Origin of the sequence: Kitasatospora sp. NPDC127121 (assembly GCF_042677305.1) — a bacterium.
GTDB lineage: Bacteria > Actinomycetota > Actinomycetes > Streptomycetales > Streptomycetaceae > Kitasatospora.
The window spans coordinates 16,347-37,748 of the sequence record NZ_JBHXTQ010000030.1 but is presented as its reverse complement, the minus strand read 5'-3'; the positions used below and the strand labels follow the sequence as shown (position 1 = coordinate 37,748).

22 protein-coding genes are annotated in these 21,402 nt (G+C 73.0%); 17 read left to right on the top strand and 5 right to left on the bottom strand.

Annotated features, from left to right (window positions below):
• Positions 1-26 precede the first annotated feature (26 nt).
• Positions 27-1,751: a condensation domain-containing protein gene (locus ACFVHI_RS17280; protein WP_380340080.1), complete on the bottom strand. Its 1,725-nt coding sequence runs from the start codon at positions 1,749-1,751 to the stop codon at positions 27-29.
• 436 nt (positions 1,752-2,187) lie between these two features.
• Between ACFVHI_RS17280 and ACFVHI_RS17275 the strand changes: the two genes are divergently transcribed.
• The 14 genes from ACFVHI_RS17275 to ACFVHI_RS17210 all read left to right on the top strand — a co-directional run bounded on the left by ACFVHI_RS17275 (position 2,188) and on the right by ACFVHI_RS17210 (position 14,180).
• Complete coding sequence (locus ACFVHI_RS17275) at positions 2,188-3,705, top strand: AMP-binding protein (protein WP_380340077.1); 1,518 nt, start codon at positions 2,188-2,190, stop codon at positions 3,703-3,705.
• Positions 3,702-3,971, top strand: a complete 270-nt coding sequence (locus tag ACFVHI_RS17270) for a hypothetical protein (protein WP_063352276.1) — start codon at positions 3,702-3,704, stop codon at positions 3,969-3,971. The genes ACFVHI_RS17275 and ACFVHI_RS17270 overlap by 4 nt, the downstream gene beginning before the upstream one ends.
• A 2-nt stretch (positions 3,972-3,973) precedes the next feature.
• Positions 3,974-5,020 (top strand): anthranilate phosphoribosyltransferase, encoded by a 1,047-nt coding sequence (locus ACFVHI_RS17265; RefSeq protein WP_380340074.1) that lies wholly within the window; start codon positions 3,974-3,976, stop codon positions 5,018-5,020.
• Positions 5,017-5,868 (top strand): tryptophan synthase subunit alpha, encoded by an 852-nt coding sequence (gene trpA, locus ACFVHI_RS17260; protein ID WP_380340071.1) that lies wholly within the window; start codon positions 5,017-5,019, stop codon positions 5,866-5,868. The genes ACFVHI_RS17265 and trpA overlap by 4 nt, the downstream gene beginning before the upstream one ends.
• Positions 5,849-6,223 (top strand): ectoine synthase, encoded by a 375-nt coding sequence (locus ACFVHI_RS17255; protein WP_063352279.1) that lies wholly within the window; start codon positions 5,849-5,851, stop codon positions 6,221-6,223. Before trpA ends, ACFVHI_RS17255 begins: the two co-directional genes overlap by 20 nt.
• A gap of 12 nt (positions 6,224-6,235) precedes the next feature.
• Positions 6,236-7,375 (top strand): acyl-CoA dehydrogenase family protein, encoded by a 1,140-nt coding sequence (locus tag ACFVHI_RS17250; RefSeq protein ID WP_380340068.1) that lies wholly within the window; start codon positions 6,236-6,238, stop codon positions 7,373-7,375.
• A 6-nt stretch (positions 7,376-7,381) separates the two neighbouring features.
• On the top strand, positions 7,382-8,056 hold the full coding sequence (locus tag ACFVHI_RS17245) for an N-(5'-phosphoribosyl)anthranilate isomerase (protein ID WP_380340065.1): 675 nt from the start codon (positions 7,382-7,384) through the stop codon (positions 8,054-8,056).
• The gene (locus ACFVHI_RS17240; protein WP_380340062.1) at positions 8,057-8,848 is read left to right on the top strand and encodes an indole-3-glycerol-phosphate synthase; all 792 of its coding nucleotides are present in this window, start codon (positions 8,057-8,059) and stop codon (positions 8,846-8,848) included.
• A 4-nt stretch (positions 8,849-8,852) separates the two neighbouring features.
• Positions 8,853-9,068, top strand: coding sequence for an MbtH family protein (locus ACFVHI_RS17235; protein ID WP_380340059.1), 216 nt, complete (start codon positions 8,853-8,855; stop codon positions 9,066-9,068).
• A complete protein-coding gene (locus ACFVHI_RS17230) occupies positions 9,065-10,243 on the top strand; it encodes a Glu/Leu/Phe/Val dehydrogenase dimerization domain-containing protein (protein ID WP_380340056.1) in 1,179 nt (392 codons plus the stop codon). Before ACFVHI_RS17235 ends, ACFVHI_RS17230 begins: the two co-directional genes overlap by 4 nt.
• A gap of 124 nt (positions 10,244-10,367) precedes the next feature.
• Positions 10,368-10,829 (top strand): TIGR03618 family F420-dependent PPOX class oxidoreductase, encoded by a 462-nt coding sequence (locus ACFVHI_RS17225; RefSeq protein WP_380340053.1) that lies wholly within the window; start codon positions 10,368-10,370, stop codon positions 10,827-10,829.
• Between the two features lie 172 nt (positions 10,830-11,001).
• The gene (locus ACFVHI_RS17220) at positions 11,002-11,850 is read left to right on the top strand and encodes a class I SAM-dependent methyltransferase (RefSeq protein WP_380340051.1); all 849 of its coding nucleotides are present in this window, start codon (positions 11,002-11,004) and stop codon (positions 11,848-11,850) included.
• Positions 11,851-12,205: 355 nt separating this feature from the next.
• Positions 12,206-13,540: a hypothetical protein gene (locus ACFVHI_RS17215; protein WP_380340048.1), complete on the top strand. Its 1,335-nt coding sequence runs from the start codon at positions 12,206-12,208 to the stop codon at positions 13,538-13,540.
• A gap of 109 nt (positions 13,541-13,649) precedes the next feature.
• Positions 13,650-14,180, top strand: coding sequence for a GNAT family N-acetyltransferase (locus ACFVHI_RS17210; RefSeq protein ID WP_380340045.1), 531 nt, complete (start codon positions 13,650-13,652; stop codon positions 14,178-14,180).
• Between the two features lie 19 nt (positions 14,181-14,199).
• Here ACFVHI_RS17210 and ACFVHI_RS17205 read toward each other — a convergent pair whose 3' ends face one another.
• Positions 14,200-15,357, bottom strand: coding sequence for a hypothetical protein (locus ACFVHI_RS17205; RefSeq protein ID WP_380340042.1), 1,158 nt, complete (start codon positions 15,355-15,357; stop codon positions 14,200-14,202).
• A 147-nt stretch (positions 15,358-15,504) separates the two neighbouring features.
• On the opposite strand from ACFVHI_RS17205, the gene ACFVHI_RS17200 reads away from it, so the two are divergent.
• The 3 genes from ACFVHI_RS17200 to ACFVHI_RS17190 all read left to right on the top strand — a co-directional run bounded on the left by ACFVHI_RS17200 (position 15,505) and on the right by ACFVHI_RS17190 (position 17,704).
• A complete protein-coding gene (locus tag ACFVHI_RS17200) occupies positions 15,505-15,837 on the top strand; it encodes a PadR family transcriptional regulator (RefSeq protein ID WP_079136622.1) in 333 nt (110 codons plus the stop codon).
• The gene (locus tag ACFVHI_RS17195) at positions 15,834-16,799 is read left to right on the top strand and encodes a hypothetical protein (protein WP_380340039.1); all 966 of its coding nucleotides are present in this window, start codon (positions 15,834-15,836) and stop codon (positions 16,797-16,799) included. Before ACFVHI_RS17200 ends, ACFVHI_RS17195 begins: the two co-directional genes overlap by 4 nt.
• 422 nt (positions 16,800-17,221) lie before the next feature.
• On the top strand, positions 17,222-17,704 hold the full coding sequence (locus tag ACFVHI_RS17190; RefSeq protein ID WP_380340032.1) for an Imm21 family immunity protein: 483 nt from the start codon (positions 17,222-17,224) through the stop codon (positions 17,702-17,704).
• Between the two features lie 85 nt (positions 17,705-17,789).
• Here the strand turns inward: ACFVHI_RS17190 and ACFVHI_RS17185 are convergent, their stop codons facing one another.
• The 3 genes from ACFVHI_RS17185 to ACFVHI_RS17175 are packed head-to-tail and all read right to left on the bottom strand — an operon-like array spanning position 17,790 to position 21,330.
• A complete protein-coding gene (locus ACFVHI_RS17185) occupies positions 17,790-18,689 on the bottom strand; it encodes an NAD-dependent epimerase/dehydratase family protein (protein WP_380340030.1) in 900 nt (299 codons plus the stop codon).
• Entirely contained in the window at positions 18,689-19,861 is a 1,173-nt protein-coding gene (locus tag ACFVHI_RS17180) for a cytochrome P450 (RefSeq protein ID WP_380340028.1), read from the bottom strand. The genes ACFVHI_RS17185 and ACFVHI_RS17180 overlap by 1 nt, the downstream gene beginning before the upstream one ends.
• Complete coding sequence (locus tag ACFVHI_RS17175; RefSeq protein ID WP_380340025.1) at positions 19,858-21,330, bottom strand: class I adenylate-forming enzyme family protein; 1,473 nt, start codon at positions 21,328-21,330, stop codon at positions 19,858-19,860. The genes ACFVHI_RS17180 and ACFVHI_RS17175 overlap by 4 nt, the downstream gene beginning before the upstream one ends.
• Positions 21,331-21,402 lie beyond the last annotated feature (72 nt).

Genomic DNA, 21,402 nt, shown 5'->3' with positions numbered 1-21,402 from the left:
GGGCTCGGGGCGACTGTGCTGTGCCTTCACGGGTGACGGGCCTTTCCGGCGGGAAGCGGTTCCGCTTCGGCGGCGGCGCCGAGGTCCGCCAGCAACGCCGCGTCGATGCCGTCGGCGAGTTCGGCGACGGTCGGGTGGTAGAAGAGCAGGGCGACGGGCAGTTCGAGGTCGAGTGCCCGGCCGAGTCGGGACATGACCTTCGAGGCGAGGAGCGAATGACCGCCCAGCTCGAAGAAGTCGCTGTCCACGCCGTCCGGGGTGACACCGAGCACCTCCGCCCAGGTCTCCAGCACGAGGAGCTCGGTCTCGGTGGCGGGGCCGGACTCGGTGGCGGGCCCGGACTCGGTGGCGGGCTCGGGCCCGGTCTCGCTCCCAGGTGTGGCGGGAGCGGGGCGGCTCACCCGGAGGCCGGGAGGGGTCTCCCACGCCGATATCGGCCGTTCGGGGCTGTCAACGAGCTGGTCGAGCAGGGCCCTGTAACCCTCGGAGAGTTGCCGCACCGTGTCACGGTCGAAGAGGTCGGCGGCGTAGCGGATGACGCCGGTGAGGCGATCGCCGCCGTCCGTCATGGAGACCTCGATGTCGAACTTCGCCACGTCGTTCGGCATCTGATGGTCACTCACTTCCAGCCCCGGGAGGCCGGACGGGAGCGCGGGCGGATCCTCCAGCTGGAACATGACCGTGAACAGCGGGTGTTGGCCGAGATCGCGTTCGGGCCGCAGCTCCTGGACCAGCCGTTCGAAGGGGACGTCCTGGTGGGCGTAGGCCTCCACCGCGCCCCGCCGCACCCGGGCGAGCACGTCGGTGAAGCCGGGGTCGCCCGACAGGTCGGTGCGCAGGACGAGCGTGTTGACGAAGAAGCCGACCAGCGGCTCCACCTCGATCCGGGTCCGCCCGGCGATCGGCGTCCCCACCGTCACGTCGGCCTGTCCCGTGCAGCGCGCGAGCAGGACCTGGAAGGCGGCCAGCAGCGTCATGAACGGCGTCACCTCGTGGGCGCGCCCCAGTGCGCGTATTCGGTCGGCGAGTTCTGCGGGGATCTCGATCTCGACCTGGTCGCCCCGGCCTGACCACGCCGCGGGGCGGGGTCGGTCCGTCGGGAGCGCCGACGGGCTCAGGTCGGCCAAGTGCTCGCGCCAGTAGGCGAGTTGGTCCAGCATCGCCGTTCCGGCCTGGTGGCTCCGTTGCCAGTCGGCGAAATCGGCGTACTGGACGGGCAGGTCCGCCAGGGCGATCGGCCGGCCGTCGACGGCAGCGCCGTATCCGGCGGAGAACTCCTGCCACAGCACCGACAACGACCAGCCGTCGCAGGCGATGTGGTGGATCACCAGGAGCAGCAGGTGGTCGTCGGGGGCGATGCGGATCAGTCGGGCCCGCAGCATCGGAGCGGTCCCGAGGTCGAACGGGGTCGCCAGATCGGCGGCCGCCAGCTCCCGGGCCCGCTGCCAGGCCTGCTCCGCCGGGGTGTGCGTCAGATCGGTGATCGTCGGTACGAAGGTCTCGACCGGCTCCGCGACGTGGCGCGGGCCGTCCTCGCTGTCGACGATCCTGCCGCGCAACACCTCGTGGCGCCGCACGACTTCGGTCAGCGCCCGGGTGAGCGCCCCCTCGTCCAGCCGGCCGCGCAGGCGTACCGCGGTCGGGACGTTGTGGTCCGGCCGGCCCGGCCGCAGCCGGTCGAGGAACCACAGCCGTTGCTGGGCGAAGGACAACAGGGTCGGAGCGTGCGCGCGCCGATCGGGACCAGGCATGACGGATGCACCTTTCACGGCGATCGGGAACGCTTCAGCGCCCCGGAAATCCCCTCGCCGATTCGCGACTTGGCGAACAGTACGGCGGATACTAGGTCGCTGCCGTCTCACTCCGCAAGATCGAGAACAGGGTTGCAGGCATCAAGACAATATTTACGCCAGTCCGCTGGAATCCTTATGTAGATCGAACACGCTCGACGGTTAGCATCGGCGCGGCCGGCCCGGCACCCTCTCTGACGTGCTGTCATGATGCGGATCGCGCACCCCACTTCCATGGACGGGCACCACGTGATAATTCTTCTGTCTCCAAGGGGCGACCGGGTGGGCCCCTTTCCTGTCGGGCCTTCATTGTTCCGAATAAGATCGGTGAACCCGTTGCATGAACTCATCCGTTGTATATGAACCCACCCCGTTGCATGAACTCGGAGAAGTCGTGATGCAGCAGCAGAGCCTGGTGGGTTCATTCGTCTCGCACGCCACCAGCCACCCCGGTGATCCGGCGCTGATATGGCGCGGAGAAGAGACGACCTACCGTGAACTCCACCAGCTGGCGGAGCGGGAGCGCGTCCGGATCGCCCGGCTCGCCCCAGGCGGGGACGAGCCGGTCGGCATCCCGGCCGCCAAGTCGCCCTCGACGATCGCCCTGGTGCTCGCCTGCCTGCTGGAAGGGCGGCGCTTCCTGCTGCTGCCGGCGCCCACGCCGGACGGGAGGACGCCCCACGCGCTGGTCGAGCAGGCCGGAATCCGGCACGTCCTGTCGCCGGAGAGCCCCCGGGCGCCCGGACCCGGGTCGGGCGCCCCGGACCGGCCGGCGGAACCGGAGGCGCCGCGCCGTACGGAGCCCGCCGACGTCTCCTTCATGTTCACCACCTCCGGTTCCACCGGGCGGCCGAAGATCGTGCCGCTGAGCACGGGGGCGGTGGACCGCTTCACCACCTGGGCCGGCGAGCAGTTCGGCATCCGCCGGGGAACGACGGTCCTCAACTACGCGCCGCTCACCTTCGACCTGTGCCTGCTGGACATCTGGACCACGCTCAAGTACGGCGGCCGCGTCGTCCTGGTCGATCCGGCCCGGGCCACCCAGCCGGGCTACCTGCTGGACCTCGTGTCCCGCCACGCGGTCCAACTCGTCCAGGCGGTACCGATGTTCTACCGTCTGCTGGTCGACGCGGCCGCCGGGAGCGGCCGGCGGCTCGACACCGTCGAGCACGTCGTCTTCACCGGCGACAGCATGCCCGCCCGCTGCCTGGCCGAACTCCCGCAGCTGTTCACCGGCGCGCGGCTCCACAACGTCTACGGCTGCACCGAGACCAACGACAGCTTCCTGCACGAGGTCAACGGCACCGAACCGGCGGACGGCCCGGTGCCGATCGGGCGCCCGCTGCCCGGAGTCCACGCGGTGATCGTCGGTGCCGACGGCGGGATCCTGACCGGGCCGGGAACCGGCGAGCTCCACGTCGCGACGCCCTTCCAGACCGACGGCTACCTGGACCGGGCCCAGGACGCGGACAGGTTCGCGACCCACCACCACGACGGGCAGGCCCGGCGCTACTTCCGCAGCGGCGACCTCGTACGGCGCGACCGGGACGGCCGCATCACCCTGGAAGGCCGCAACGACCACCAGGTCAAGGTCCGCGGCGTGCGGGTCAACACCCACGAGGTCGAACAGGTACTGCTCGACCATCCCGACGTCGTCGAGGCCGCCGTGGTGGCCGTGCCCGACCCGGTGGCCGGCCACCTGCTGCGGGGCGTGGTCCGCCGCGCCCCGGACAGCCGGCTGAACTCGCTGGCGCTGCGCCGGCACTGCGCACAACGGCTTCCGCTCACCGCCGTCCCCTCGACCCTGCTCATCGTGGACGACCCGCTGCCCAGGACGTCCACCGGAAAGATCGACCGCACGCCCCTCCAGCTCGCCTCCTCCCCGTCCCAGCCAAACGAAGGAACGGCCACGTGAAACACGCCGCGGTAGTCACGCAGTTCATCATCGAGGAGTTCCTGCCGGACGTCGGCGCGAACGAACTGGACTCCGACTACGACCTCGTGGACGGCGGGGTCATCGACAGCCTCGGCCTGCTCAAGACGATCGCCTGGCTGGAGGACTGCTTCGACCTGCGCGTCGAGGAGATCGACCTCGACCTCGACCCGGACAGCTTCCGCTCCGTCGGCTCGATCAGCAGGTTCATCGAACAGGCCCAGCAGCACCGGACGGACGCCCCCTAGCCATGCACGAGGTGCTGCGAGCGCTGATCGGCCGGGACCGCGCCGTCGTCGATCAGGAGATGTGGGGGTCCTTCTGGGACCAGCTGCGCGACGGCGCCCTCCGCTCCGGCGAGACGGTGGCGCTGCTGTCCTCGCTGTCCACCCGGATGCCCGATCGGGACACGCTGGTCGCCATGCTCCGCTCGCTGGACGAGCGACGGCCGGCCGTCGCCGCGCGGCTGGACCGCACGGCCAACATCGTCGGCACCGGAGGCGGGCCCGCCACGTTCAACATCTCCACCGCGGCGGCGTTCGTCGCCGCAGCCCTGGGCGTGCGCATCGTCAAGACGGGATCCCGCGCCTACACGAGCACCTGCGGCTCCCACGACCTGCTCGACCGCCTCGGCATCCGAACGACCACCTCGTACGAGCAGACCGACGACCTGCTGGAACGCTTCGGCATCGCCTTCCCCGGGAACTTCGTCTACCCGCGGGAGGTGGCGCTGCTGGCCCGGAACATCGTGCCGATGGACCTGCGGATGATCGGCGGATTCATCAACTCCGTCGGCCCCTTCCTGGCCGCGGTGCCGGTCTCCGCCCAACTCGTCGGCGTCTCGGACCATTCGCTGCTGCCGACTCTGGGCCGGGTCGCCGCCACCGTCGCCGACCGGAGGATCTGGCTGTGCTCCAACGAGCTGGGAGTCGACGAGCTCGTCAGCTCCGTCGACAACGTCGTCCTCACCAATGACGGCACCGACGCGATCCGGCTGCGGGCCGAGCCTCCCGGGACCGCCGCCGACGCGCTCGCCCTACTACGGCCGACCGGCGAGGGCGAGGACGTGGTCGACCACTTCCTCGGCGTGCTCTCCGGAGCCGGGCCGGCTCTCGCAACGCGGACCGTCTGCCTGAACGCCGCCGCCCTGGCCGTCGCGAGCGGGCTGATCGACGGGTGGCCGGAGGCCATCAGGGCGGCCGACGACGCCCTCCGCAGCGGCGCCGCCCGCGACCTCGTCGACCGCTTGCGCGCGCACCCGGCGCGCCGCGCAATACCTACGGTGCGTGCGCGGTGAGCGGGTTCTTCGCGCGCCGGCCACCGGACCAGCCCGGCCTGGCGATGTTCCTCAACGCCGGAGACCCCCCGCTGCCCGTCCTGGCCGACGTCATGCGGATGCTCGACGACTGCCGCGTGGACTGCCTGGAACTGGCGGTGCCCTTCCCCGACTCGGTCACCGACGGGCCGGTCATCCGCCGATCGGCGCAGCGGGCCCTGGCCGACGGCGTCGGACTCGACAAGGTGCTCGGACTCCTCAGCGGGATCCTGCCCCGGCTGCGCCACCTGCGGGTGGCACTGCTGGCCGACTGGAGCCACACGGTCAGAGGCCCGACCGTGCCCGGCTTCGTCCGGCGGGTCGCCGACTCGGGCGTCGACGGGCTGCTGGTCCACGGCCTGCCACCGCGGCTACGGGCCGGCTACCTCGAAGCGGTCCAGGAGGCGGGGCTGCCCATGGTCGCCACCTGCTACGCCGCGTCGACGGCCGAGGTGAAGGCCGCGGCCGCCGAGAGCGCCACCGCGTACCTGTACCTGGTGGCCCACTACGGCCGCAGCGGCGGCACGCTCACGGCCGACCGCCAGGAGCTGGCCGCCGCGCTGGCCGCACTGCGCAGGACGACCGCCGTACCGATCGCCGTCGGATTCGGCGTCCGCTCCAGGGCGGACATCGACCTGCTGCACGGCCTCGGCGCCGACGCCGCGGTCGTGGGCAGCGCCGGGGTCGCCCGGATCGAGCACGCCCTCGCCGAAGGGGCCAACGTGGTCGAGGAGCTCCACACCTTCGTACAGACCGTTTCGCCGTATTCAGCAAGCCACTCATTCAACAAGCCGCTAGGAGGCACACCCGATGATCGTCCGACGCCTTGACGAGGTGACCACCGTGGACTGGGGCAACGGGCTCAGCCGCAGGTTCCTTCTCGAATCCGACGGCCTGGGCTACACGATGACGGACACCACCGTCCGCGCCGGCACCAGGTCGAGGCTGGAGTACCGCCGCCACCTGGAGGCCTGCTACTGCATCGAGGGAACGGGCCAGGTGGTGAACGCCGACGGCACGTCCCACTCGATCGAGCCGGGCACGCTGTACGCGCTCGACCTGCACGACGCCCACTTCCTGATCGCGGACCAGGACGCGGACCTCCGCCTGGTGTGCGTGTTCTCGCCCGCGTTGCGCGGCGACGAACGCCACAACCTGGACTCAGCCGATTTCTCCGAGTACTAACAGGACTGACAGATGATCAGGTGGAACGCCGACCAGATCGCTCTGGGCGAGGGGATCGCCCAGTGGTGCGAGGAGCTCAGCTCGGGCCATCTCGAAGGGGACGCGGAAGGCGCCTTCCCGTGGGACAAGTGGAAGCTGATCCAGAGGTCCGGAATCCTCGGCCTGCCGTTCGACGAGCAGTGGGGCGGGCTGGGCCAGGACCTGCTCACCACCATGCACGTGCTCGAACAACTCGGCACCGGGTGCCGTGACGGCGGACTGAACTTCTCGGTCGCCACCCACCTGGTCAGCGTCGGAGTCCCGCTGCAGCGGTTCGGCTCGCCGGAGCTCAAGGCGCGCCACCTGCCGGGGATCTGCTCGGGAGAGACGATCGGGGCGCACGCGATCAGCGAGACCGAGAGCGGCTCCGACGCGCTGGCGATGAGGACCACGGCCACCCGCGAGGGCGACGGCTTCGTACTGCGGGGCGGCAAGGCCTTCATCACCAACGGCCCGGTGGCCGACGTGTTCGTGGTCTACGCGCGCACCCACCCGAAGGCCGGCCCGCTCAGCATCACCGCCTTCGTCGTGGAGCGGGACACCCCGGGGCTCGTCGTCGGGCCGCCCGTCGCCACCATGGGGCTGCGGACGGCGCCACTGAGCGAACTGCACTTCGACGACTGCCGGATCCCCGCATCCGCCGTGATCGGCCGGGTCGGATCCGGGTTCCTGGTCCTGGACCACGTGATGAAGTGGGAGATCCTCTGCTCCTTCGTCATCAACACCGGGCAGATGCGGTACCGGCTCGACCGCTGCGTCGAATACGCCAAGGAGCGCGTCCAGTTCGGCAATCCGATCGGCTCGTACCAGTCGGTCTCCCACAAGCTCGTGGACATGAGCATCGGCCTGGACACCGCGCGGAAGTGGCTCTACGACACGGCCGTCCGGCTGACGGAGGGCGAGAACGTCACGCGGGACATCGCCGTCAGCAAGGTCCTCACCAGCGAGAGCAACCTCTCCTCCGCACTGGCCGCCGTGCAGATCTTCGGCGGCAGCGGGTACCTGGCCGAGTACGGGCTGGAGAAGGACGTGCGCGACGCGGTCGCCGGCCCGATCTACTCGGGCACGTCGGAGATCCAACGCAACCGCATCGCCGCCATGTTGGGGTTGTGACACCTGATGCTGGTCAAGATCTGCGGAGCCACCTCGGCCGAGGACGTGGCATCGCTCGACAGTGCCGGAGCCGACTTCGTCGGCCTGTGGCACGGCGTCCCAGGAGGCCGTGCAGACCTGACGCTCAGTCAACTGACGTCCCTCGCTGACGCCGTGCACCGAACGGAGCGAATGCATCCGGTCCTCGTGACCTTCCTCAAAGACGCCGGGACGCTGCGCGCGGCGACGGCCGCGGCCCGGGTCCGGTGGGTCCAACTGCACGGCTACCAGCCGCCGGGCCTGGTCCGCGCCCTGAAGGGCACCACGGACCTCACCGTGGTCAAGGTGCTGCACCTCGGTGCGGACACCCACGCGGAGCGGTCCCTGATCGCGGCGTACGAGCGGGCCGGAACGGACCTCTTCCTGCTGGACGCGGTCGCCGGGGACGGCCGGATCGGCAGTACCGGGCAACCGGCGGACTGCGGGGCCGTCATCGAGTTCGCGGACCGCCTCTCGCGGCCCTTCCTGCTGGCCGGCGGCATCTCGGCCGACAACCGGGAGGACTACCGGGCCGTGCTGGACCACCCCCTGTTCCTGGGCATCGACGTGGACACGGCGGCCAGGGACGTCGACGGGCGGCTGAGCACCGACCTGGTCACGGCCGTACGGCGCGGCTGGCACGATCCGAAAGCGAGGGTCTAGATGACGGCCGCGTTCATCGAGGCACTCCTGGACGCCCGCCGACCGGTGATCATGGAGCTCAAGCGGCAGGACGCCGCCGGACACGACCTGTTCGGCGACAGGTCGGCCGCCCGGCTGGTCGCCGACTACCAGGACGTCGGCGCGCCCTGCCTGTCCGTGGTGACCGGCCGGTGGTTCGGCGGCACCCCGGACCTGCTGCACGAGGTCGTGGCAGCGACGGACCTGCCCGTGCTGCAGAAGGACTTCATCACCCGCCGGAGCCAACTGCACCAGGCCCGCGAGAGCGGCGCGTCCGCGGTCCTGCTCACCGCCGCGCTGCTGCCGCGCGCCACCCTGGGCCACCTGGTCGAGCTCGGCCTGAGCCTGGGCCTGACGCCGTTCGTCGAGGTCACCACCGAGGAGGAGATCGGCCGCGTGCCGCGCGCCGAGGAGTGCGTGGTCGCGGTGAACAACAAGGACATCGCCACCCGCGAACGCGGCGCGGGCGACCTCGGGCGAAGCTCGTCACTCCTGCCCGCGGTGCTACGCAGCGGCACCCGGTGCCCGGTGAGCGCCGGGGCCATCCGCAGCCCCGACGACGCCGCCCGCCTGCTCAGTGAGGGCTTCGCCGGTGTGCTCATCGGAACGGGCCTCCTGCGCGCCGCCAGCCTGCCGGCATGGCTGGACGACCTCGACGCCCACCTCGACGCCCGTCCTGGCACCCGCCTCGACCCCCGTCTCGACGCCGGCCGCGAACCGGCTCCACCCGTCCGCCGCCCGGCGGACCCCCCGACCACCGACATCTGGAGGTAACAGCATGGCCAGCGAAGCATCCGAGCAGTGGAAGGTCGTCGTCAACGACGAGGAGCAGTACTCGCTCTGGTCCGCCGACCGCGAGTCGCCGGCGGGCTGGCGCGAGGTCGGCGTCCGGGGCGCGAAGGACGAATGCCTCGCGCACATCGAACACGTGTGGACCGACATGCGCCCCCGCAGCCTGCGCCTGCGGTCCGTCCCGGAGGACGGTGCACAGTGAACCGGACGCTCGCACTGCACGGTGCGCGCCCGGTGGCCGAGCCCCTGCTCACCACCACCCTGAACCTCCCGGAGTGCCAGGCCCGGGGCTGGGTCGTCGTCGACTCCATGGTCGACGGCCTGGCCCTGGGCGGCACCAGGATGACCCCGACGGTGACCGAGCAGGAGCTGGCCGGGCTCGCCAGGGCGATGACCCACAAGCTGGCACTGGTCGGCCTGCCCATCGGTGGCGCCAAGGCCGGCATCGCACCCGATCCGGGCGCCACCGTCGAACGGCGGTCGGTGATGCGGGGGTTCGGCCGCGCCGCGGCCCCGCTGCTGAACGGCGGGGTGTACCTGGGGTGCGACCAGGGCACCACCTACGCCGACCGGCAGGTCGCCTTCGAGGCCGCCCGGTACGACGTCACCCGCCGCCCCGGCACCACCCGTCTCACCGTCGACTGGGCCGAACTGTGGGACCACATGGCCGACATCACCGGGTTCGGCGTGGCCGTCGCGGTGCTCGGCGCCCTACGGGCCTCCGGTGCGCGGACCCCGCAGCGCATCGCGATCCAGGGCTTCGGCACCGTCGGGCGCGCGGTGGCCGGCCACCTGGCCGCCCACGGCCACTCGGTGGTGGCCGTGGCCGACGTCCGGGGCACCGTCGAGGACCAGCGCGGACTGCCCGTCGCCGAACTCACCGCGCTCACCAGCAGCGACGGCACGATCGACCGGACCCGGCTGCCCGCCCGGGTCACCGTCCACGGGCCCGGCCAGGCGTGGCTGCACGTCGACGCCGACGTGCTGGTGCTGGCGGCGTCCGCCTCCGCGGTCGACGAGGAGGCGGTGCCGGCGGTCCGGGCCGGCCTGGTGGTCGAGGGCGGAAACCTCAGCTGCACCCCACCCGCCCGCCGGTTGCTGCGCGAGGCCGGCCACACCGTCCTGCCGGACGTGGTCGTCAACGTCGGCGGGGCGGCGGCGACCGGGTGCGTGCTCGCCGGGCTGGCCCCGTCCGACCTGCCGCTCCCGCAGTTGTCCGCGTGGCTGCGCGAGTGGGTCTCCAGCAGGATCGCCCGGAACTGCGAGTTGGTGCAGGAGCTGAGCGCCTCGGGCAGCGCCGATCCGGTCGCGCAGCTCCTCGGTTCGCGCGGAGCCCCGGCCGGCGCCTCCGAACCGGAGGTGCCGGCCGAGCGGTGACCCGGCGGGAGGACGCGCCCTCGCGGCCTCACTCGAACGCGGCCTCACTCGAACGTGGCTTCACTCGAACGTGGCTCCACTCGAAGCGGACCGCGCCCCCCTTCGTGGTTGCTAGCCTCCCGGGATGACCGCGACATTCGACGAAGCCGTCCGCGCCCGGCTGCGGGCACCCAACATCTGGTACGTCGGCACCGTGTTCGCCGACGGAGCACCGCAGGTCAGCCCGATGTGGGTGGATCTGGAGGGCGAGGGGGAACTGGCGTTCAACACCTCGGTGGGGCGGGTGAAGGAGGAGAACCTCCGTCGCGACCCGCGCGTCTACCTCTCGCACGCGGACGCCACCGACCCCTTCGACCGCGTGCAGATCAGTGGCGTGGTGGCCCGCTTCGTCGAGGGCGAGGAGGCGCACGACCGGATGGACCGGCTGGCCCGCAAGTACCTGGGCGTCGAGCGCTTCGAGTGGACCATGCCGGGTGAGCAGCGGGTCGCGGTGATCGTGCGCCCGCTCAAGGTGCGGCACATCGTCGGGGTGGAGCGCTTCCGTCCCGGCGGGCCCGTCCCTGCCCCTGCCCCTGCCCCTGAGTAGTGCTCCTGCCCTCGCCGCCTTCGCCTCATCAGCGACTCATCAGCGACCGAAGCGACCGAAGCGACTCAAGGTTGGCGGTCAGTGCGCGCATGCGCGGCCGGCCGCGCATGAACCCGGCTCCACTCATCAGGCCTCATCAGGCCCCTCGGGATCGATCATCTAGGCTGGCGCGGTGACTGATGAGCAGGAGCGGGTGCAGCCGTCGGGAGTGTGGGCCACGGCGGTGGGGGTGGCCAGGGTGCGGGCGCTGGAGACCGAGCGGGTGGACGCGTTGTTCCGCGACCCACTGGCCCAGGCCTTCGCCACCGCCGGCGGCCTGTGGCCCTCCTCGCCACCCCCCGCTGACGAGGCCGCGCGCCGCCGCCGGCTGGCCGTGTCGTACTCCATCGTCATCAGGACGAAGTTCCTCGACGACCTGTTGCAGCAGGCCTCCGCGTCCGGGGTCCGGCAGGTCGTGCTGCTCGGCGCCGGCATGGACAGCCGCGCCTTCCGGATGGACTGGCCCGAGGGCACCCGGCTGTTCGAGGTCGACACCGCCGCGCCACTGGACTTCAAGGCTTCGGTGCTGCGCCAGGAGCGGGCCGTCGCACGCTGCGAGCGGATCACCGTCGCGGCGGATCTGCGGGAGGACTGGCCGGCCGCGCTGGCCGCGGCAGGGCACGATCCGGCCGCGCCGACCGTGTGGATCGCCGAAGGACTGCTGATCTATCTGCCCGAGGACGCGGTGGAGCTGCTGCTGGCCCGGATCAGCGCGCAGTCGGCGGCAGGCAGCCGGATGGGGCTGACCTTGGGCTCGCGCGGCGTGATCGAGCGCTTCGGCGCGGACTCCGGACCGGGATCGGCGGCGTCCATGTGGGTCTCGGAGATGCCCGACGACCCGGTGGCCTGGCTGGCCGGGCACGGCTGGGAGGCCGACAGCCACACCCTGCGCGAGCGCGCTGCCGCCTACGGCCGCCCGGTCAGCACCCCGCCGCAGCGCGAGGAGCAGCCCGGCGGACTGGTCTCGGCGGTCCGCCGGTAGAGCGCCTCCCGGTTCCCCGGATCATCGATTCCAAGGGGGCCTGATCCGCCCAACAGCCGCCCGAACGCTGCCACTTTACGTATGTGCGGGCCCGTGGCCGCCGCGTCCAGCGCGTTCCGGCAAAGGGTTCGTCAACGGTCATTCCTGCGCTACCGAATCCCGCAGGTGGCATGCCCACCGGGTCCGGCCGGACCGGCATTCGCCGTGGTCGGGAGGTGGAGGGGAGTTGGCGAAATCGTGTCCATGGCCGGTCCGGCCCCGTTGACCTCCGGTACGGCCGGGCGGTTGGCTCGCCCGGAGTCGGCCGGCGGGGGCGGGAGGCGGCACGGCCCGAGGCAAGGGGAGGACGGTTCAGGTGGAACGGACGAACGCGAGGACCCGCGGCCGGTGGGCGGTACGGACCGGCAGCGTGCTGGCGGCCGCACTCCTGGCCGCCACCACGGCCCAGGTCCAGGCCCAGGCCGCGCCGCTCCCGGGGGGCACCGTCACGGTGAACGTCGCCCCCGACGGCACCCCGGCCGACGACTGGTCGGAGCCGCTCGGCCTGAGCGCCGACGGCCGCTACGCCCTCTTCACCTCGCTGGCCGCCAACCTGGTGCCCGGCGACTCCAACCGCCTGTACGACGTGTTCGTCCGCGACCTGTGGACCGGGCACACCGAGCGGGTGAGCCTGGCCGACGACGGCAGCCAGCTCGACGGCTCGACCAACCAGGCGGCGATCAGCGCCGACGGCCGGTACGTGGCCTTCAGCACGAACGCCACCGACGTCGTCCCGGGGCGGCACGGCGACGGCCGGTTCGACGTCTACGTCCGCGACCGCTGGACGGGCCGCACCGAACCGCTCACCGCGGGCACCGGCGCCGGCAACTCGCTCGACCCGGCGATCAGCGCCGACGGCCGGTACGTCGCGTACACCTCGGACCGCGCCGACCTCGCCCCCGGCACCCGGCCCGGCGTCCAGAACATCCACCTGACCGACCGCCGCACCGGCACCACCCGCCTGGTCAGCACCGGCCGCGACGGCACCGCCGCCGACGGCGGCTCGGTCGAGCCCTCGCTCAGCGCGGACGGCCAGACCGTCGCCTTCCGCTCCAAGGCGACCAACCTGCTGCCGACCGCGCCCACGCCGCCCACAACGGCCGTGACGCCCACAACAGCCACGACCGCCACCAAGCCGCCACCCGCACGGCAGCTCTTCCCGCTCTACACCTACAACGCGCGCACCGGCCGGATCCAGGGCGCCAGCATCGACGCCACCGGCACCCTGCGCGACGCCGCCAAGGCCGGACGCCTCAGCCCCGACGGCCGCTTCGCCCTCTTCCGCGTCTTCGAGCGCGAGCAGGACACCGTCCAAGTCCGCCTCTACGCCCGCGACCTGCGGACGGGCACGGTGACCACGGTCTCCGCCGTCGACTCCCAGCCCGCCGTCATGACCGCCGACGACCGCTGGGTCTACTTCGCCTCCGACTCCGCCGCTCTCGTCCCCGGCGACACCAACGGCGTCGCGGACGTCTTCCGCCGCGACCTGTGGACCGGCCGGATCGAACGCGTCAGCACGGCGGCCGACGGCAGCCAACGGCCCGGCGCCTCCAGCGCCCCCAGCGTGGACGCCCTCGGCACGACGGTCCTGTTCAGCACCCTGAACGGCACCGGCGCGGAGCTCCTGGCCCGCCGCCTGCCGCCACTCTGACTTCGGTCGAACTCCCCTCTCCGGCACTCCCGATGACGGCGACGGTGCAACGCGCCGGAGAGGGTCTAATTCGGTTGAGCGGCCGATACGATCCTGGTAGCAATGTGACATGATACAAGGACTCAAGGTCGCCCTCCGCGCACGCCACGAGAGCGACGTCGCCGTTCTGCAGACCGAACTGTACGACGACGTCGCCACCCGCTCCCGGGCCGACACCCGCCCCTGGCGGCCCATCTCCCCGGGCTCGGCAGACTCCCCCTACGCGCCGGCCCCGCCCTCGGACGACGCGGCCTGCTTCTCCGTACTGGAGCTGGCCTCAGGGGAGTTGGCCGGGGAGGCCGTGCTCTGGGGCATCGACGCCCACAACCGCACAGCCCACCTCGGAATCGCCCTACGCCCCGGCCTGCGCGGCCGGGGCCTGGGCACCGATGTGGTCAGGGTGCTCTGCCAGTACGGCTTTGCGATACGCGGCTTGCACCGGCTGCAACTGGAGACCCTCGCCGACAACACTCCGATGATCGCGGCCGCCCGCAGGGCCGGCTTCACCCTGGAGGGAACCCTCCGCCGATCCGCCTGGGTGTGCGGCGAGTTCGCGGACGAGGCCGTCCTCGGGCTCCTCGCCGACGAGTGGAGGCCATGAGGCTCGCCGCAGCACCGCCCTACCAGTCGCGGACGGATTCGCAGCCCTCGATCAGGCCGTCGCCGGCCCAGGCCAGATCGGCTTCCGACTCGGCTGCAGCCTCGGTGATGATGGCGCCGAGCGCGTCGTAGAGCTCTTCGCGCTCAACGGTCTCGATGAATCCGGCGCGCGCGTCGAGCTCGTTGAAGGCTTCGCCGAACTGCTCCCCGAGCTCGACGAGCCTCGGCGTCAGGACCTCCGCCGGCTCCCCCGAAGCCAGCGCAGCCAGCACCGCGCGCCGCGTCGCCCTGTACTGCGCCAGCGCCTTCTTGTAGACCGCGGCGCTGATCTGCTCGCGGCCGTCCCAGTTCCGGAGCGGATTGTTGAGGTTCTCGGCGAGCCACTGGGGCTTGCGGGGCTTGGCGACCGTGAGGTAGACGCCCTCGCGCTCCTCGGGCCGCCAGAGCCTCCTCATCGCCGTCGCATACTCCGCGGGGACACTGACCAGTTCCAACTCCTCCAGCGCCGGAACACGCCCCGGCAGGAGGCAGTCCGCCTCGACCATCCCGAAGACGTCGGAGAGCCTGAGGTGCTTCAGCGAAGTCAACTCGTTGAGGCTCGATGCCGATGACAAGGTCACCGGCCCGCTGAGCGTCAGGCCGGTCAGCGCGGGATACCGCTCGACGAGCCGCGCACAGTCCAGCGATTCCACAGCCCGAACCGTCAGCCGACGCGTCTCCTCGTCAGGATCTGCGGGCCCCGCGGGAGAGTCGTTCAACTCAGCGCCGGTGATGCTCTTCGCCCACGGGTCACGCCACTGCGACTCGTCGCCCTGCCGTCGGCGCCGCGCCAGGGCCAGATCGAGCCCCATGCCCCACCCGAACGCGTAGCTGCTCGGCGGCTGGCCGTGCAGCAGCGGCAGCGTCCCGATGACCTTGCAGCTCCGAGGGAGCACCCACTCGTAGTGGCAATGCGACAGACCGAGAGAACCCCAGAGCGGCACGACGTCGCCGAGCTCCGCCACGGACACCGGCTCCGGACCGGACCAGTCGAGGTGCAGGACGCCCGCGCGCTGGTGGTCCGGGTCCAGATTGGTGATCTGTGCCGCTGTCCACTCGCCGAGGTACTCGGAGAACGCCGCGACGACATCGCCCGGGACGATGGGCCTGGGAGGTGCTGATTCCTTGACAGTAGCCATGCCCCGCACACTATTCGGCACCACCCACAACGACGGCCACCCCGACGGAAGCGTGTGCTCCTGCCGAGTCCGGGATCGTTTCACAGGGGCCTTGCCAGACACTACGGTCACCGTACTATGGTGTCGAACGTGAAGAACAAACGCTCCATGCAGGAGCCGACCTTCCTGCTCCTCACCGCTCTGGCCGACCGGCCCCGGCACGGCTACGCGCTCGGGGACGAGGTCGCCGCGATCTCCGAAGGCCGGGTACGGCTCGGCGCCGGCAGCCTGTACGGCACCCTCGACCGGCTCCTGGCCGAGGGACTGATCCGCGTCGAACGCGAGGAGACGGTGGACGGGCGCCCCCGGCGCGTGTTCGCCCTCACCCCGGACGGTGAACAGTCGCTCAGGAACGAGGCCGAACGCCTGCGCTCCGCACTGCGCGAGGCCGACCGGCGCCTGACCCAGACCTGGACCCGTCCCGCAGGAGGCACGGCATGACCTCGAAGCACCCCTTGAACACGCGCCTGCTCCAACGGGCCCTCCGGCTGTACCCGGCCTCCTACGGCGCCGGTGCACTCGCGGAGGTCGCCGACCTCGCCCAGCACCGGATCGCCGGCTCCGGCCCCGCGACGGGACTGCGCGAGGTGGCCGACGTCGCCGGGCACGGGGCCCGGCTCCGACTGGGCATGGTCTCCCACCAGCCGCCGGGCCGGGCGTTCGCCACCGCGGCGCCGCTCGCCGCGATGCTGGCCGGAACGTACGCGGCGACCTACCTGTGGCGGAACCTGCGGCTCGCCATCAGCCCCGAGTCCCCTGGCTTCCCCGCCGGAGCCCCGGTGGGAGGCGCGCTCCTGGCGGCGACGTCGCTGCTCGTCCCCGCTGTGCTGACGGCGTGCGCGGTCGTGGCCGGCCGCTGGTCGGCCGCACGGGCCCTGGCCCTGGTGTCGCTGGTACTGGCACCGCTGTTCTACGCCATGTGCCGCCTCGGGCTGCTCGACCTGGACTTCCGCACCGCGGCCGAACTCGGCCTCGGCCCCCGGGGGTTCGGGCTGATCGCGCTCAACACCCTCGTCCTGCTGGTCGCCCCGCCGGACCGGACCCGCAGGACCGGTGCCGGGCTCTGGCTGGTCGCAGCCATGGTCACGGCCCTGGGCATCGGCGCCACGATCACCGGCGAGTCCGCCGAGCGGCTCCTCACCTCCGGCTTCGGCACCTGGGCCCCGCTCGCCACCGGTGCCGCCCTGGCCTTCACCGCCCGGACGGCCGGGAACGCGGCCCTGGCCGCGACCGTCCTGGCGGCACCGCCCGTACTCACCCCCGTACTCCTCGGCGGCCACGCGTCGGTCGCGGCAATGGTGCCCCAGCTCCTCATCCCGTCCGCCTTCGGCTACCTGACGGCCCGAACCGCGATCCTCCTCATCGCCCGCCTCCCCCGACGGGGCCGCCTCTCCCGCCCCTGACCGGCTCCGCGCCCCTCTCCCCCGGGGTGAGCCCAGCCGGCCGGAGCTCGGCGAAGGCCCGCGAGCCGAGGCGCTGCAACGATGCCGGTAGGTCCGGATATCGGCCTGTCGGAACAGCCGTTGCGCTCACGGCTCCGACAGGCCGATGTCGAGGCGCTCGCCCTGGAACTGACGGCCCACCGAGGTACCACCACCCGACTCCCTCCGCGACCGGGGCGACCGGACGTGGCGACGAGTTCCGTGGGCGGCCACTGCGTGACCGACCACCGGCACCACCCGGGTCGAACCGAGCGTCGCCCGCGTGGTCAGTTCCTCGACGCTGGTCACCGTGCACCTCCGACCACAACGGGCGCGAGGCCGCGATGTCAGCCCGAGCGCATACGCTGTCGCGACGGAACGGGGATCGTGGCACTGGAGGCGGCATGTCCTTGACCTGGCTGGAGACGGAGGGCGGCCCGTTCATCGTGGTCCCACGCGATGCCCTGTCGCACTGGTCGGGAACGGAGGGCGACTACGACCGGGCCTGCGAAGTGGTGGAACTCGTCGGTGTCCTCGACCTTCCGGAGGGAGCCGAGGCGCTCGTCCTCGGGGACGAACCGATGTCCACCGCCTACCTCCCCGAACACCGAGTCCTCGTCCGCTGGTGCTACGCGGAGAGCGAGGAAGGTGTCGCCGACCTCGTTCTGGCCGGGCTTCCCACCGCCGAGTGGGAGAAGGGACCCGTACTGAGAACCACGGGCGAGCTCGTCATGTTCGACGCCGCCTACTTCGGCACCGAGGTCGGGACGCTCGCGGACAGCACCGTTCTCGATCTCGGCGCCGGCCGCCACCGGGTGGACTCGGCGAGCATCGAGCCCGACCACCTCACGTGCTTTCGCATCCACCGATTCGTCGAGCTGACCTGACCAGTCGCCGGCGCGGAGAAGGTCTGCGAGGTACGGCTCGGCGAGTCGGATGGGCACGGCCGCAGCGCCCGGGCCCGGCCGGGGGTCAGGGGTGGTAGTCGGTGAGGGTGTGGGTGGGGGTCCAGCCCTGGGTGCGGGCGCGAGTGAGGTCGAGGACGACGCTGCGGGTGAGGAGGTCGACGGTGTAGGGGGTGAGGCCGGGGATGCGGGTGGTGCGGGCGGCGAGGCGGGCGAGGGGTGCGGGGAGGTGGGCGATGCGGGCGGGAAGGCGGTGGGCGGTGAGGACGTGGCGCAGCGCGTCGTCGCGGCGGTAGGGGGTGGCGTCGGCGATGTTGTAGGCGCCGGGCGGCCAGGGCGGGGTGCCGGTGAGGCCGAGGGCGGACAGGCAGGCGTCGGTGAGGTTGGCGACGGCGGTGAGGCTGAGCGGGATGTCGCAGCCGGGCAGCGGGAGCAGGCCGTGCCGGGCGCGGGCGAGCAGTTGGGGGACGAGGTGGGGGTCGCCGGGGCCGTAGACGGCGCGGGGGCGCAGGACGACGGCACCGGCCGTGAGGGCGAGGCGTTCGGCGGCCGCTTTGGTGCGGCCGTAGGCGTTGAGGTGGCCGGCGGCGGTGGGGTGGTCCTCGGTGACGGCGGGGGCAGCGAGGGTGGCGGTGGTGCGCGGGTCGTAGACGCTGGCGCTGCTGACGTGGACGAGGGGGCGGCCGGCGGCCGCGCGCAGGACGCGTTCGGTGCCGGTGACGTTGACGGCGTGCTGGTGGGCTTCGGCGGGATCGCCCGGGGGCAGGTCGGCGACGGCGGCGGCGCAGTGGACGACGAGGTCGGCGCCGGTGAAGTCGGGGTCGCCCTCGGTGGCGTCCCAGGGGCGGTGGTGGCCGACCGGGCCGGGGCGGCGGCCGTGGCAGGAGACTTCGAGGCCCAGGGCGGCGGCGGTGCGGGCGAGGTGGGCGCCGCAGAAGCCGGTGGCGCCGGTGATGGCGAGGTGCATCAGGATCTTCCCCGTCGGACGGTGAGTTCGGCGTAGCCGGGCAGGGCGCTGCGGCGGTCGACCCGGGCGCGGGTGACGACCGGGTGGTGGGGGGCGAGCGCCAGGAGGAGGTCGGCGAGCAGGGCGCGGGCCAGACCGGCTCCGGGGCAGGCGTGCGGGCCGGCGCCGAAGACGGCCTGGGTGGCGGCTGGATCGTCGGCCGGGCCGCGGCGGTGGGCCCGGGCGGCGTGCCGGGCGACCAGGACCAGCCGGTCGCCGGCCCGTACGGGGTGCCCGGCGAGGGTGGTGTCGGCGGCGGCGACCCGGGGCAGCAGCGGGGACGGGGCGGTCAGGCGCAGGAGTTCGGCGGCGAGGCGGGGTGCGGTCGTCTCGCTCACGGTCGGCCAGAGCCCGGCGTCGGCGCACCAGGCGACGGCCCGGGGCAGTGCGGCGACGGTGGTGTTCACGGCGGCGACGGCCACCATGGCGTCGCGTGCGCCGCGTGCGCCGCGTGCGTCGGGCGCGGCGGGCAGCAGGGCGGCGAGCCGGGCGGCGGCGTCGACCGTGGCGGCGGCCGCGTCCGGGCCGCGGCGACGGGGGCCGGGGAGGTGGTCGCGGGCGGCGTGGGCGGCGACTTCGGCCGCGGCGTGGGCGAGGCGGTGCGGGCACGACTGCGCGCCGGTCAGGGCGGCGGCCGTGACACCGGCCAACTCACGTGCCAGTGCGACGAGTTCGATCTCGCCCGCGGCCAGGTCCGGGATCCGCTTCGCGAGCACGGCCTGCCAGTGCGGGCGGATCCGTTGCTGTGCGGCGGTGTCGAGGCCGCCGGCCAGGGCGCGGCGGGCGTTGCGGTGTTCGGCGCCGTCCTGGTCGAACAGCAGTCCGCCGTCGGTGAGTTCGGCCGCCGCGCCGCCGGTGGTGCCGGGTGCGGTGCGGTCCAGCGGGACTTTGGTGAGCGCTTCGCGGTAGGCCTCGGTGCCGTGCACCAGCACGGTGCGGCCGAGCCGGACCACCGGGCGGCGGCGGGTGGCGGCGAGCAGGGCGAAGAGCAGGGGGTGGCTGCGCAGGTAGACCCGGCGGTCCCGGCGGCGGGCCCGGCGGGCGGCGGCGGGTGGGGTCGTCGGTGCGGGCGGCGGCGGGGGTGTCCGTGCGCTCACCGGTGCGGGCGCCGGTGCGGTCATGGGGTCGGTCACCGGGCCGACTCCCGTACGCAGTAAGCGGCGGCCGCCGCCCGGTCGGGCTTGCGGGAGCGGCCCGCGAGCGGGACCTCGCCGAACAGGACGGCGTCCGGCCGGGCCGCTGCCATCCGGTCGAGCGGCCCGCGCAGGGCCTCGCGCAGGCGCCGCGGGTCGGTGCCCGGCGCCGGCTGGACGAGGGCGACCAGCCGCTCGTCGCCGTCCCCGGCCGGAACGCCGACCAGGACGGCGAGTTCGACGCCCGGCAGGTGCAGCGTCGGTTCGTACAGGCCGGGGTAGATGTTCTCGGCGCGGCGCAGCACCATGTCCTTGAGGCGGCCGGCGAGGACGATCCGTCCGTCGGGGGTGAGGGCGGCGCGGTCGCCGGTGCGCACCCAGGGGTCGGGGTCCTCGCCGAGGTAGCGTTGGCGGGCGCCCGGGCCGGTGAGCAGCAGTTCACCGCCGGTGGCGATCCGGGCGCGGACGCCGGGCAGGGGGGCTCCGACCAGGTCGCCGTCCCCGTCGTGGGCGCTCTTGTCCGCCTCCTCGACGGCGGCGGCCGGGAACAGTTCGGTGAGCGCGTAGACGCTCCAGGCCTGGTGGGCGCCGGACTGTTTGACCCGGCGCAGCAGGGCGGCGTCGGCGGGGGCGGAGCCCGTCCAGACCCGGCCGGTGAAACGGGCCCCGGCGGCGAGGGCGGCGCGCAGTTGCGGTGGGGTGAGGTAGGTGTGGGCGGGGTCGAGCCGGGCGAGTTGGCGGCCGAGCGCGGCGGGGCGGCGGGCGGGCAGCACGACGGCGGCGCCCGCGGCGAGGGCCGGGACGAGGACGAAGAACGTCCCGCCGAGGACGACCGTCCCGGGACGCGGGTCGACCAGGTCGGCGACGGTGCGCAGCCCGGCGGCCAGCCCGTCCCGGGTGTGGACGACGGCGCGCGGGCGCGCGGTGGTGCCCGAGGTGAAGACGATCACCGCGTCCGTTTCCGGGCCGCCGTCAGGCCGGGCGGGCGGGGTCGCGCCGGCAGGGCGCAGGTGCGGCGCGCAGCCGGGCAGGCGGCGGCCCAGGGTGGCGACCGGGCCGAGTGCGGTGAGGCGGGGCAGGGCGAGGTCGGCGCGGCGGGCGAGCGGCCCGGCCCAGCCGGCCACCGCCTGGGCGGCGGCGTCGGCGAGGACGAGATCAGGGCGGGCCAGGGTGAGCCGGGCGGCGAGCACGTCGGGCCCGGCGGTCGGGTCGAGGACGGCGATGCGCAGGCCCAGCCAGTGCGCGGCGAGCATGACGGCCAGTGCGCGCGGTCCGGGCCGGACGGCGACGCCGACGGTGTCGCCGGGGCCGAGGCCGTGGGCGTGCAGCGCGGCGGCGTAGCCGTCGGCCAGGTCGGCGAGTTCGCCGCGGCGGATCACCGGGCGGACGGTGCCCAGGCGGGTGTGGCGCAGGACGGCGGGCCGGTCGGGGTGGTCGGTGCGCAGGGCGTGGGTGAGCCGGTCGAGCATGGCGGGGTCCTTCGGCGGGCTGCGGAGCGGAACGGAGCGGGTCCGGTCGGGAAAGGGTCGGCAAGGAGCGAG